Here is a 13,241-nt window from a genome sequence, read left to right on the forward strand (position 1 = left end):
TAACTCAAATATGGTAAGCTGTAACTATTCGTAATACGCCTGCGCAAAGCCGAATAAGAGCCGGTTGCTCGAAGCTCGGTGATGGGGTGTATGCATTGTTCACCAATAATAGAGCAGGTCACGACCTGTGGTCGGCAAAGAGGGGTTCGTATGAAACGGAAATTCGGGGATCGCGCAAACTGGCGCCGGATTACGAACCGACAATTTACATGCCGGTTTGTTCAATCCAAAATATTTACAGGATACATCACGTTGTATACGATACAGGATCTGAAAGAACCTCTGTGGAAAACCTATGGGGGAAGCACATTTTGTATCGCAGATAAAGGTTATTCTTGGTTACAGTATTATCCCAAAGGAGAGCACTTTGTCGTCACAGCGATGTTTGATGATCAGGAGCGTATCGTAGAATGGTATATTGACACGTGCCGCAGTCAAGGCATAACGGATCAAGGCGTACCGTGGTTTGATGATTTATACTTGGATGTTGTCGTATTAAAGGACGGAGAGGTATTTTTGCTGGACGAGGATGAGCTCGAAGATGCATTGTCTCGTAAGCACATTACAACCGGAGACTACGACTTGGCAAACAAGACTGCTAAGGAATTGCTTCACGCAATTGATGCGCATGTATTTCCGTATTTTCAATTGTCATTGAAGCACCGACAAACGTTGTTCGAAAATGGAGAGTTTAGAAAGAACGTTCAGATTTAATGTTTTACAATGCTTTAACAATGAAAGATTAGGGCATGGTTTCATTTTGAATGGAGCCATGCCTCTTTCGTATGCTTTTGGCAATGAAAATAAGTGTATAATCTTCCGTCAGATAACTTGGAATTCGTTGCATGAGGTAATCGAGTAATCGCATATACTGTCTTAACGAGGTGATTACTGTGGACGAGAGCGCCAGAAAAATAACTGTAAACGATTCGCGCATTAATATTGTTTTCAAAAGCCAAGATCTCTTAGAGCTCACATCCGAGCAAGCGGAAGACATGGCATTAATCAGTAATCATTATGAATCGGCAGCGGATATATTTCGTGATATGCGAGAAATGATTGGGTTAGAAAAAGTTAAAGATCTGATTTACGAAATCTACGCGCTGATTCAGGTGAAGAAATTTCGGGATGAGCAGGGATTGAAAAGTAGTAAGCAGGTTTATCATATGATTTTTAAAGGCAATCCAGGAACGGGTAAAACTACAGTTGCGCGAATCATCTCTAAGATGTTGAATCGGATGGGCGTGTTAAGTAAAGGACATCTTGTTGAGGTAGAGCGAGCAGATTTAGTCGGTGAATATATTGGGCATACTGCATTAAAAACAAGAGAATTAGTGAAAAAAGCTATGGGTGGCATTCTATTTATAGATGAGGCATACAGTCTTGCCCGTGGCGGGGAGAAGGATTTTGGAAAAGAGGCCATTGATTGTCTTGTTAAGGTGATGGAAGATAAAAGTGAGGATCTAATTATTATTCTCGCGGGGTATCCGAATGAAATGGGAGATTTTTTAGAAATTAACACGGGTCTGCCTTCAAGATTCCCTATACAAATTAGCTTCGATGATTATTCTACAGATGAATTGATGCTGATTGCGATGAAGATGGCTACGGAGAAGGACTACAATATTACGTCTGATGCCATGATCAAATTAAAAGAACTGATTCAATATGAAAAAGACATTCGTAATCATTTTAGCAACGCCAGATATGTTAGGAATGTGATTGAAAAGGCGATTAGGCATCAAGCGGTTAGACTCATGGGCAGACCCGGTAACATTTCCAAACAAAATCTGATGGATCTATTAGCGAGAGATATCTCCTCCAAAACGATGGAAACGAGCCTGAACAATCATATTATTTTCCAATAATACTGCCTAGAATATTTGAAGTTTCTGCTAAAGTAAGCGATAATATAATTTTGGATCAGCCGACCGGTTCAACCGGTTCGGCTTAAAGTATGCGATGCCAAAACGTCCTGTGAAAATGGGGCGAGTTGATGTGGATATAAGGAGTGAGTTGACTAATGACAAGTGGAACACATGATACAGATCAAGTTAAAAAAGACCGCGCTATATTGGTTAGTTTGATTACAGATGAAGTTAAACGATCTGGAATTAATCCGGAGTATTCCTTGGAAGAGCTTGTAAAGCTCGCTGAGACGGCTGGAGTAGAAGTATTAAGTGTGCTCTCTCAAAATCGGGAGACACGGGATACAAAATGGTTCATTGGTAAAGGAAAAGTGGAAGAGCTTCGTGCAGCAGCAGAGGAACTAGGAGCTACCACGGCAATTTTTGACCAGGAGTTGTCTGGGGCTCAGGTTCGTAACCTGGAAGAAGCATTGGATCTCAAAATTATTGACCGTACACAATTGATTCTAGACATATTCGCCCAACGTGCCAACACACGTGAAGGTATCATTCAAGTTGAATTGGCACAGTTAAGTTATCTGTTACCTCGCTTGTCGGGTCACGGTAAAAACTTATCACGGCTTGGCGGTGGAATCGGGACACGGGGACCAGGTGAGAGCAAGCTCGAGACGGATCGCCGACATATCCGTGGTCGTATAGATGATCTTAAACGTCATCTGGAAGAAGTAACAAGGCACCGTAAATTGCACCGTGAGCGCCGTAAGAAAACAGGTATCGTGCAAGTTGCTCTTGTTGGCTATACCAATGCAGGGAAATCCACGCTACTCAAACAATTAACTTCGGCAGATGTATATATTCAAGATCAATTGTTTGCTACCTTAGATCCGACATCTCGTACAATGGAACTACCAAGTGGCAAAGAGATTGTACTTACCGATACTGTTGGATTTATCCAAAACCTTCCGCATGATCTGATTGCAGCGTTCCGTGCAACGTTGGAAGAGGTCAATGAAGCGGATCTCATTCTTCACGTTGTTGATGCTTCCTCGGCAATGCGTGATGATCAAATGAGAACGGTAGCCACTATCCTACAACAGCTTGGTTCAGGAGACAAGCCACAACTGGTCCTGTACAATAAAAAAGATGCATGTACACCTGAGCAACTAGAAATGTTACCTCTGGATAAGGACCACATCAAAGTGAGTGCGCTGGACGAAGCAGATCTTCTGATAATACGTGAACGTATCCAAGAAGAATTGACAGGCGAAACCAAAAGGTTCCGTATTCCTGCGGAACGTGGCGATCTTACCTCGGTGTTATATAAAGTCGGAGATGTAGTAGAAACAACATTTGAAGAGAATGATGTTATTTATCAAGTGGAATTGCAGACTGGTGAATATGAGAAATACGGATATTTACTCGAAGACTTCATTGATTCGTAATATTCGTGATATGTTCATGTGATAAGTTGACACAATATATGCGATTAAAAGTCAGATTCGAGCAATGAAGGGGAATGAAGTACGATGGCAAGTATTGATTCAACAATTGTTGAACTTCAACAACAAGTGGAAATTCAGATCGAGCAACAATTGAAAAAGATAGATCAAATTACGGATCATAATCAATGGAAAGTGATTGATGCTTTTCAGCGTAGAAAAGTAAGTGATTTTCACTTCGCAGGTTCTACAGGCTATGCTTATAATGATCGTGGCCGTGAAGTTTTGGACGAGGTATATGCGGACGTATTCGGCGCAGAGGCTGCGTTGGTACGTCCTCATTTTGCGTCAGGTACACACACCATTGCGACAGCTCTATTCGGAGTATTACGACCAGGAGACGAGTTATTGTACATCACAGGTAAGCCTTATGATACATTGCACAAAGTTATCGGTAAGCCAGGTGATGGTACGGGCTCTCTTCGAGACTTTGGAATTGGATATCAAGAGACTGCATTACTTGATGATGGTCGTGTCGATTGGGAAACAGTAGAGAAGTGCATTACACCAGCGACTAAAGTGATCGGCATCCAACGTTCGCGTGGCTATGACTGGCGCTCTTCTTTCTGCATCGACGAGATCGCAGAGATGGTAGCAACAGTGAAAGCGATCAAGGCAGATGTCATAGTATTTGTCGATAACTGTTACGGCGAATTCACGGAGCAACTTGAACCAACCCAAGTGGGTGTGGACCTTATGGCAGGATCGCTGATCAAGAACCCAGGCGGAGGAATTGCTGAGACTGGTGGATACATATGTGGAAAAGAGGAATATGTTAGACTTGCAGCATATCGTCTCACCGCACCTGGCATTGGTGGTGAAGTTGGCGCCATGTTGGGAACGACTCGGGCAATCTATCAGGGACTTTACATGGCGCCTACTATTGTTGGACAAGCCATTAAAGGCAGTACCTTTGCAGCAGCGATGTTTGCAGCATCTGGTTTTGTGACTAAGCCGGCATGGAATGAACCGCGTACGGATCTGATTCAGGCAGTACAATTCAGCTCTGCAGAGCATTTAATTGCTTTTGTACAAGGGATTCAGCGCGCTGCAGCAGTAGACAGTCATGTGGTGCCGGAACCATGGGATATGCCAGGATATGAACATCCTGTCATTATGGCGGCAGGTACATTTATTCAAGGCGGAAGCTTGGAATTATCGGCGGATGCACCGATTCGTGAACCTTTTATTGGCTATATGCAAGGTGGATTAACATACTCCCACGTTAAATATGGCGTTTTGATGGCATTACAAGCGATGAAAGATCGCAAATTATTGTGAGTTTATCTAACACGTCATTGACACTTAGTAACATCTAAATGTACAATAAGGTCAAGAATAGATGACTGGAAGGTTGATGAACATGGGTGACGAAATTCGCAGAAATATGGCCTTATTCCCGATAGGTATCGTAATGAAACTGACGGATCTGTCCGCACGGCAGATTCGTTATTATGAGCAGCACAGCTTGATTGTTCCTGCGAGAACATCAGGTAATCAGCGTTTATTCTCATTCAATGACGTTGAGCGTTTGCTCGAAATCAAGGCTCTGATTGAAAAAGGCGTTAACATTGCAGGTATCAAGCAAGTGATGAATCCAGTATCTAAAGAATCCGAAGAAGCGACTGTGATTACACCCGATACGGAAGTGAAGCGCAGAGAGTTATCGGATACACAACTGCATCGTTTGTTGAAACAACAATTGGTGTCAGGTAAGAGACCTGGACAAGTATCTCTCATTCAGGGAGAGCTTTCCCGTTTTTTTAATAAAAAGTAAGTTCGTATAACCGGGAGGGTGAGAGGAAATCATTCAATTGGCAAGCATGACGCCTTGACCCGTGGAACTTTCTAATGTACAAATATAACAAGCAAGCCAAATACGCAGATAAGAAAGGGAGAGGAATCATGAGTTATACAAAAGAAGACATTCTCCGCATCTCCAAAGAAGAAAACGTACGATTCGTTCGATTGCAATTCACCGACTTGCTGGGGGCGATCAAAAACGTTGAGATTCCTGTAAGCCAGTTGACGAAGGCTTTGGATAACAAAATGATGTTTGATGGTTCTTCCATCGAAGGTTATGTTCGTATCGAAGAATCCGACATGTACCTCTATCCGGATCTTGACACTTGGCTTATTTTCCCATGGGTATCCGACAATCGCGTTGCGCGTTTAATCTGTGACGTATATCTGCCAGATGGGAACCCATTCCCAGGTGATCCACGTGGCATCTTGAAACGAAACCTGAAGGAAGCCGAAGAAATGGGATTCACTTCCTTCAACGTTGGTCCTGAACCAGAATTCTTCTTGTTCAAGACGGATGAAAAAGGAAACCCAACGAACGAACTGAATGACCAAGGTGGGTATTTCGACCTTGCGCCAACAGATCTGGGCGAAAACTGTCGTCGCGACATCGTAATTACACTTGAAGAAATGGGCTTTGAGATCGAAGCATCTCACCACGAGGTAGCGCCAGGTCAACACGAGATCGACTTCAAATATGCGGATGCATTGAAAGCGGCAGACCAGATCCAAACGTTCAAACTCGTTGTTAAAACGATTGCGCGTCAGCATGGATTACATGCTACATTTATGCCAAAACCATTGTTCGGTATGAACGGTTCCGGTATGCACTGTAACCAATCCTTGTTCCGAGGCAATGAAAACGCATTTGTTGACGAGTCGGACGAACTAGGCTTGAGCAAAACTGCACGTCACTTCATGGCTGGAACTCTGAAGCATGCACGTGCGTTTGCAGCAATCACTAACCCGACTGTGAACTCCTACAAACGTCTTGTACCAGGTTACGAAGCACCATGTTACGTAGCATGGTCTGCAAGTAACCGTAGTCCAATGATCCGTATTCCAGCTTCACGTGGTCTGAGTACACGTGTTGAGGTTCGTAACCCGGATCCGGCAGCTAACCCTTACCTGGCTTTGGCTGTTTTATTGAAAGCAGGTCTGGACGGTATCAAACGTGAGCTTTCCTTACCAGCTCCGATTGACCGCAACATCTACATCATGTCAGAAGAAGAGCGCGTGGAAGAAGGTATTCCTAGCTTGCCAGCTGACCTGAAAGAAGCATTGAACGAATTGATCCGCAGCGAAGTCATCTGTGACGCTCTTGGCGACCACGCCCTGGCTCACTTCTACGAGCTGAAAGAAATTGAGTGGGACATGTACCGTACACAAGTCCACCAATGGGAACGCGATCAATATATCACATTGTACTAATTCCCGAATCCCTTGCGCCACATGGCGTGAGGGGTTTTTCTTTTTGTGGGCAAATGGTTTTTAAGTGCGGTGTAAGCAAGTGTCCCCCGAATATCCCCTCGAATGCCCACAAACTTCTGATCTTAGAGCGAACCATAGTGATTCAAACCGTGAAAATAATTCCAATAGACTACTAAAAATCGATAGATTAGAGATAAGTTAGAACTTAGAGTTAATATAGTGATTATGTATAGTGAATATGTATTATTTCAGAGAGTTAGTGTATCAAATGTTACATAAATAATTGTAAAAATGTAGTATTATTGTATTTGTGATACATAAAAAACTAGGAGATGATCTTGTGACTTTGAAAAAAATATTAACTGCTTCTGTTTTGTCTCTTTCCCTCTTGGCAATCTCTGTACCAGTAATGGCGAGTCAAGCCTCTGATATTACCATTATGAATAAACAAAAGAATGTGACGATATATCAAGATTTCCCTTCGTCTGCTGACATTCCTGCGACCAAATTTTATTCTGATGCAGATGGTTATTACGGGATGCTCAGAAGAACTAATATTGTTCAAGTTAGCCCATCACATGTGAGAGCCTACTATTCAGGAACTGTTGTACAAGATCTGGGCTAAAAGAGATAACCCGCTAACCTAAATGGTTTGCGGGTTATTGTTTATACTATGTGTTAATTAACCATGCCTGGTCAAACGACTGGGTATTTTGTTGTTGCTGAAATTGTCTTATGTAAGACAAGTTAATCTTTGAACTCCAAACCAGCCGACCCGAGTCTGGAAATATTGGAAAATAAAATAGCCATTTCGTTCGGGGACAAATCAAAGTCCCGTTGTATCCAAAGCTGTAACGAGCCAATATATGCTGAAGCTAAATAGGAGAATAAATACAGCTGTTTCACAGGAATGTCAGTTGGTTTGAGATGACGATGCTTCATTAAGTAAGTGGATTGAAATTGATTTTTTATAAGATCGGACATTTGCTTCGCGAATCCAGTTGAATCAACTGAACCCATGAAAATTCGAAAGAAACGTTCGTGTAGCTGGACAAATTCAAAGGGACGGATAAATCCGACAGGCGGATCAACAAATGGCTCTCGCCCTCCGTTATAATATCCGAGTTTCTTAATGATACTGTGGTATTCCTCTAAAATTTCATTCTTAAGTTGTTCCAGAAAATCGTTCATGTCCTGATATTGCACATAAAATGTACCCCTATTTAATCTTGCTCGATCAGTAAGCTCTTTAACCGTAATATTCTCCAGCGGTTTATGAGATGCCATATCAAACAGCGCTTCCCTTAGAATTTCGCGCGTGCGTAAACTTCGACGATCCATTTTTGCGTTCATGACTTCCTCCTGGAATACAAAAAATTCAGTGTTTATTAATCACAATGATGCTGAGTGTTGATTATTGAACATATCGACAGTTGATGGTCATTACAAATGATTACTTTGACATTATAATGGCTCAAGACAAAAATATTCAACACAATGTTCAATATGGGGGTAGGAAACATAAATAAAGCGATACCTAATAAAGAGAACAGAGCACTTATCCTTGCTCTCCTGGCTATCATTCCAGGCATGATGATGGTTATGATCAATAGCACAGCTATGAATGTGGCTATTCCGAGTTTAAGTGAGGGCTTTAATGTACCCTTTGAAACCCTTCAATGGGTCATTACTGGATACATGCTCGCAATGTCAGTGACTATTCCACTGGCCGGTTGGTTTTCGGATAGATTTGGTTCGGGTAGGGCTTTTCTTTATACTGTTATTTTGTTTATTTTGGGGTCGTTATTATGTGCTATAGCTCAGGATATTAATCAATTAATTGTCTACAGAATTGTCCAAGGTCTGGGGGGAGGTATGATCCAACCTATGGGTATTGCAATGATCTTTCGTTTGGCGCCAGTAAATCGAAAAGGCCAAGTGATGGGGATGTTAGGTATACCCATGTTAATAGCGCCTGCCTCAGGGCCTATACTTTCCGGATGGTTGCTTGAATTTATTAGTTGGCACTGGATCTTCTGGATTAACCTTCCGATAGGCATCATCACGATTGGGCTCATCTTGTGTTTTCTATTAAAAGAAGATACGTTACAAAAGATAGAAACAAACAACAAAAGGCTAGATGTTGGGGGACTATTCTTAGCCCCACTATCATTTGTATTACTGGCGCTAAGCATCAATTTGGATTTGGATGCCTGGGCTGTGTGGGGAATGGGATTGATCGGTGTTTTCCTGTTAGTGTGGCTGTGGTTACATGAAACGAGACATCCTAATCCTTTGCTAGAGCTTCGTGCTTTCCGAGAAATACGTTTCCGTAGAGGAATGATTGTGAGTTGGATACAATACATCGCACTGAATGGTTCCATTGTGTTCATTCCTCAATATTTACAACACTTCAAGGGGTATAGCCCTCTTGATGCTGGAATTGCAATGAGCATGTTGGCAGTAACTTCAGGTCTTCTCATGCCAGTCGGAGGAAGATTGTTCGACCGTGTTGGGATTCGACCGCTCGCAAGCTCGGGATTAGGAATCATAGGGGTGTCACTAATTATACTTTCGCAAGTTTCTGCTGAGGCAAATGGTTTGTACATTGGAAGCATCATTGGTTTACTTGGCATTGGAATGGGGCTGTGTATGATGTCATTGAATACGTATATTTTGCAGTCGGCTCCATCTGAATCCGTCAGTCGTGTAACACCATTAACATCAGCCAGCGCTAACCTTGTCATTCCTCTCTCGATTGCTGGATTAGGGCAATTTCTTACCCTCCGATCAAGAATGTCAGGTGTAGAAAGCTCAGGGCAACCCATCACAGAAACGATGACTGCATATTCAGACACATTTTTGTTAGCCGCAATTGTTGCGATAGGTGGAGCACTCTTCAGTCTGCTACTTAAGTCAGACCCTAAAAAATGATACTCGGATTTTATTTTGTCGCCATCTGGCGACTTTTTTTATGTTTTATTTGCAATTGCCTCTTTTATAATGAATCTATATCGTAATATTCGATAAAGTTTACACAAAGTATTCTGTAGGTTATATTTTTATATGTCATAATAAATATAACTATAAGTTTTGGGGGATATCATGAAATTTATTTTACCATTAGTGTTAGCCATTGTAGTTGTAATAGGTATCATAGTAGTCTTACAATCATCTACTTCCAATAAAAAATCAAATCGTGACGAGCCATTCAATACAAATTCACATATCCTGCATATCATTAAGAATGAGGCTCTTGCAGGCACTTCATCCATCAAACTGATTAATATCCCAGCAGAATTTAATTATGTAAAAATAGATTTTATAAACTCAGGCACAAAGCCATTCACGTTTACAATAAACCATGGGTCGAACACGGGTAATGCAGCAATGTCTGGTACAATTCCAGCAGATGGGAAAATACATACATTTTCTAATGAAAAGTCATGGTCAGCTGGAGAGTATTATCTGAATGTTTCATCTGCACAAAAGATGTCAGCTGCTGTGGACGTAGATCTGTTGAAAAGATCACATATTGAATAGTACGGGATAACTAACCTATAGCCTAAGGCTGATAGGTTTTTTTATTTATTTAAATACATAGGGACATAAATAAATACTCAATAGATTGGTTACGTATAATTATGGTGAAATATCAAAGAACGGTTAGTAGTAAGTACTACTTGTGAGCAATACTTGTATGAGTGTAAAGATGTTTAAGGTATGCTCTTGGATGATTAGTGATCATTAATGTAAAATAGCATAATGTTATTAATATGTTGAAAGTTCCATATGAATAAGTTATAATTCATTTATATTTTGAACAATTTAATTTTTTAAAACTAAAAAACTCATTAATTGGAGATGTTAATATGAATCAAGCGAAGCAACTTGTTTCCGAACAACGGACATTTTTCTATACAGGTCAAACTAAAAACGTAGAATATCGTATCCGTGCACTTCAGCAACTACGAGTAGGAATTGAGAAATATCAGCAACGCATATTAGATGCATTACGTGCTGATCTGAATAAATCAGAGGCTGAGGGATACGGCTCAGAGATTCGAATCGTACTGGGCGAATTAGATTTTGCATTGGAGCATTTAGAGGAATGGGCTACGCCTAAATCTGTACCTACAGCTGCAGCTATACCTGATGGAGTAAGTACCATATACGCTGAACCGTACGGAGTTGCACTAATTATTGCACCTTGGAACTATCCATTCCAACTAGCTTTTGGGCCACTCATTGGAGCAATTGCAGCGGGGAACTGTGCCGTTATTAAGCCATCCGAATTAACACCGACAGTTTCTCATCTGATCAACGATCTGATTCAGGATGTATTTCCTAGAGAGTACATTGCAGTCATGGAAGGTGAAGTTGAGACAAGCACGGAGCTATTAAACGAACATTTTGATTATATTTTCTTTACGGGTAGCACGGGTGTTGGACGCATCGTCATGAAAGCTGCTGCTAAACATCTGACTCCGGTTACGTTGGAACTGGGAGGCAAAAGCCCGGTTATTGTTCACAAGGATGCGGATCTGAAGCTTACGGCTCAGCGTATTGTACGTGGTAAATACCTCAATGCTGGACAAACCTGCGTAGCACCAGATTATTTATTTGTACATGAACAGGTACATGATGCATTGATTGCGTTAATTCAAGAAGAGATTCAGGACAAATTCGGAAATGACGTAATGAAGAACTCTGATTTCCCACACATTGTTAATGCCCGTAACTTTGATCGAGTGTCGAGATTCCTGGAAGATGGTAAAGCGCTGATTGGTGGTCGTTCTGAACGTGATCAACTGCTTATTGAACCGACAGTATTAGGGGATGTTGACTGGAGTTCAGCAATAATGCAGGAAGAGATTTTTGGCCCGATTCTTCCGGTCATGACCTATCAAGATCTTAACCCCGTGTTAGATGAGATTGTTCGTCGTCCAAAACCATTGGCGTTATATCTATTCACAGAAGATGAGCAATTACAGGAGCAAGTTCTGAATCAAGTGTCCTTTGGTGGAGGCTGTATTAATGATACGCTATCTCATATGACTTCGCATTACCTGCCATTTGGGGGCGTGGGGGAAAGTGGTATGGGTTCGTATCATGGACAGCAAAGCTTTGATGTGTTCTCCCATCACAAAAGTATTATGAAACGTAGCGAATAATCGTCAACTATTTCATTGATTAAAAGTAACGAAAAAAAAGAGGTTGTCCTAAACAATAGGACAGCCTCTTTTGTGTATTTCACTTCATGTGTAGAAATTGAAGACTGAAAATCAAACCTTATTAATGAATATCGCGGAAAAGACCAATAACTTTACCTAAGATGCTAACATGCTTCAAGCGCAGCGGTTCAAATGTGGCATTCTCCGGCTGAAGACGAATATGATCCTTTTCTTTATAGAAGGTTTTCACTGTAGCTTCGTCATCCTCAGTCATGGCAACAACGATATCACCGTTATCAGCAGTTTGTTGTTGACGTACAATCACATAGTCTCCATTTACAATACCTGCTTCAATCATACTATCTCCTACGACAGAAAGCATAAATACCTTTTGTTCGCCTACATAATGAGTAGGAAGAGGGAAGTAGTCCTCAATGTTCTCGGTTGCTGTGATAGGAACACCGGCAGTTACTTTACCCACAACAGGAATGCGAGCAACGCTGTGAGCGAACTGGTGGGAGTGCTCTGATTCTTCTTGGCTTAACAATTCGATAGCTCTTGGTTTCGTTGGGTCTCTTCTAATAAGACCTTTCTTCTCCAAACGATCCAAATGTCCGTGAACCGTAGAGCTGGAAGCTAGTCCAACAGCTTCTCCAATTTCCCGTACGGAAGGAGGATACCCCTTCAACCGGACTTCATTGCGTATAAACTCCAGAATAGCCTGTTGCCTGCTGGATATCTTCGACATACCGTATCAACCCCATTTAGTAACGTTTGGGAAAATTATAACATAGAACCTCCGTTCGTACAAACATAAGTTCTAAATAAAATGGGATAAAATCAAGAAAATTGCTACAAAAAGATGGAATTTTGAGCATTGAAAATACATCTAGCGACTAAAGGAACAACTTGAGGAAGAATTAAGTCGGAAATGAAGCGGAAAATAAGCGAACAATTGTTCTAAAAAGTTGTTGAACAAAACAAATGTTCGTGTTATATTGATTTCAACAGATAGGAACAAATGTTTGGAGGTCGATTTTTAATGAGATATTCAACTTATCAAAGTATTTATGAGCCAGTAAATTCCGAAGCGGTTAAGACTAACATAGGTAATTTCCAAAGATCATTCGCACAGCTGAAGATGCCAACCTGGATTTTGAAATTTTCTTTGGCGGCTTTCATTATAATCGTTGGATGCAGTACAGTGCTCACTGTATTTGCCGGGAATGAGAACGATTTGTTGCCCGGTGGCAAAATTGCAGTTTCTGATGGTGATACGTTATGGAGTATTTCTGTAGATTACAAACCGGAAAGCATGGACACGCGTGTATATATAGAAGCAATTAAGCAAGTGAATCAACTTCAATCGACTACAATTCGTGCTGGACAAGTACTGGTTTTGCCCCAGATTTCCCAATAAAGAGTAGATTCTAACCAGCCAGCCGCCGCCGACCTTGACAACCCGT

Annotated in this window: 14 protein-coding genes; 11 read left to right on the plus strand and 3 right to left on the minus strand. The window is 41.4% G+C overall.

All coding sequences use genetic code 11. From position 1 onward, the window contains the following. Nucleotides 1-150: 150 nt before the first annotated feature. Nucleotides 151-714 (plus strand): DUF402 domain-containing protein, encoded by a 564-nt coding sequence (locus ASD24_RS00575; RefSeq protein ID WP_056689934.1) that lies wholly within the window; start codon nt 151-153, stop codon nt 712-714. 28 nt (nt 715-742) lie between these two features. Here ASD24_RS00575 and ASD24_RS30115 read toward each other — a convergent pair whose 3' ends face one another. Beyond that, complete coding sequence (locus ASD24_RS30115) at nt 743-952, minus strand: hypothetical protein (protein WP_156395279.1); 210 nt, start codon at nt 950-952, stop codon at nt 743-745. Between ASD24_RS30115 and ASD24_RS00580 the strand changes: the two genes are divergently transcribed. The 6 genes from ASD24_RS00580 to ASD24_RS00605 all read left to right on the plus strand — a co-directional run bounded on the left by ASD24_RS00580 (nt 894) and on the right by ASD24_RS00605 (nt 7,226). After that, nucleotides 894-1,868, plus strand: coding sequence for an AAA family ATPase (locus ASD24_RS00580; protein WP_056689936.1), 975 nt, complete (start codon nt 894-896; stop codon nt 1,866-1,868). The genes ASD24_RS30115 and ASD24_RS00580 overlap by 59 nt on opposite strands. A 155-nt stretch (nt 1,869-2,023) precedes the next feature. After that, nucleotides 2,024-3,310 carry a GTPase HflX gene (hflX, locus tag ASD24_RS00585; RefSeq protein WP_056689939.1) on the plus strand — a complete coding sequence of 429 codons (1,287 nt, stop codon included), beginning with the start codon at nt 2,024-2,026 and terminating at the stop codon, nt 3,308-3,310. An 84-nt stretch (nt 3,311-3,394) separates the two neighbouring features. Further along, on the plus strand, nt 3,395-4,648 hold the full coding sequence (locus ASD24_RS00590; RefSeq protein WP_056689942.1) for a methionine gamma-lyase family protein: 1,254 nt from the start codon (nt 3,395-3,397) through the stop codon (nt 4,646-4,648). Between the two features lie 82 nt (nt 4,649-4,730). Continuing rightward, nucleotides 4,731-5,144: a MerR family transcriptional regulator gene (locus ASD24_RS00595; RefSeq protein WP_056689944.1), complete on the plus strand. Its 414-nt coding sequence runs from the start codon at nt 4,731-4,733 to the stop codon at nt 5,142-5,144. A 128-nt stretch (nt 5,145-5,272) separates the two neighbouring features. Beyond that, complete coding sequence (glnA, locus tag ASD24_RS00600; RefSeq protein WP_056689946.1) at nt 5,273-6,601, plus strand: type I glutamate--ammonia ligase; 1,329 nt, start codon at nt 5,273-5,275, stop codon at nt 6,599-6,601. Between the two features lie 340 nt (nt 6,602-6,941). Next, complete coding sequence (locus tag ASD24_RS00605) at nt 6,942-7,226, plus strand: hypothetical protein (RefSeq protein ID WP_056689949.1); 285 nt, start codon at nt 6,942-6,944, stop codon at nt 7,224-7,226. Nucleotides 7,227-7,348: 122 nt separating this feature from the next. On the opposite strand, the gene ASD24_RS00610 is transcribed toward ASD24_RS00605, so the two are convergent. Beyond that, complete coding sequence (locus ASD24_RS00610; RefSeq protein ID WP_056689952.1) at nt 7,349-7,954, minus strand: TetR/AcrR family transcriptional regulator; 606 nt, start codon at nt 7,952-7,954, stop codon at nt 7,349-7,351. Nucleotides 7,955-8,107: 153 nt separating this feature from the next. Here ASD24_RS00610 and ASD24_RS00615 point away from each other — a divergent pair, with 153 nt between their 5' ends. The 3 genes from ASD24_RS00615 to ASD24_RS00625 all read left to right on the plus strand — a co-directional run bounded on the left by ASD24_RS00615 (nt 8,108) and on the right by ASD24_RS00625 (nt 11,775). Then, nucleotides 8,108-9,535 carry an MDR family MFS transporter gene (locus tag ASD24_RS00615; protein ID WP_268795302.1) on the plus strand — a complete coding sequence of 476 codons (1,428 nt, stop codon included), beginning with the start codon at nt 8,108-8,110 and terminating at the stop codon, nt 9,533-9,535. A gap of 171 nt (nt 9,536-9,706) precedes the next feature. Continuing rightward, a complete protein-coding gene (locus ASD24_RS00620; protein WP_056689957.1) occupies nt 9,707-10,144 on the plus strand; it encodes a hypothetical protein in 438 nt (145 codons plus the stop codon). 329 nt (nt 10,145-10,473) lie between these two features. Further along, nucleotides 10,474-11,775, plus strand: coding sequence for an aldehyde dehydrogenase (locus ASD24_RS00625; protein WP_056689959.1), 1,302 nt, complete (start codon nt 10,474-10,476; stop codon nt 11,773-11,775). A gap of 121 nt (nt 11,776-11,896) precedes the next feature. Here ASD24_RS00625 and lexA read toward each other — a convergent pair whose 3' ends face one another. Beyond that, on the minus strand, nt 11,897-12,523 hold the full coding sequence (gene lexA / locus ASD24_RS00630; protein WP_056689962.1) for a transcriptional repressor LexA: 627 nt from the start codon (nt 12,521-12,523) through the stop codon (nt 11,897-11,899). Nucleotides 12,524-12,916: 393 nt separating this feature from the next. On the opposite strand from lexA, the gene yneA reads away from it, so the two are divergent. Beyond that, the gene (gene yneA, locus ASD24_RS00635; protein ID WP_235540248.1) at nt 12,917-13,195 is read left to right on the plus strand and encodes a cell division suppressor protein YneA; all 279 of its coding nucleotides are present in this window, start codon (nt 12,917-12,919) and stop codon (nt 13,193-13,195) included. Nucleotides 13,196-13,241 lie beyond the last annotated feature (46 nt).

The organism is Paenibacillus sp. Root52, assembly GCF_001426865.1.
Classification (GTDB): Bacteria; Bacillota; Bacilli; order Paenibacillales; family Paenibacillaceae; genus Paenibacillus.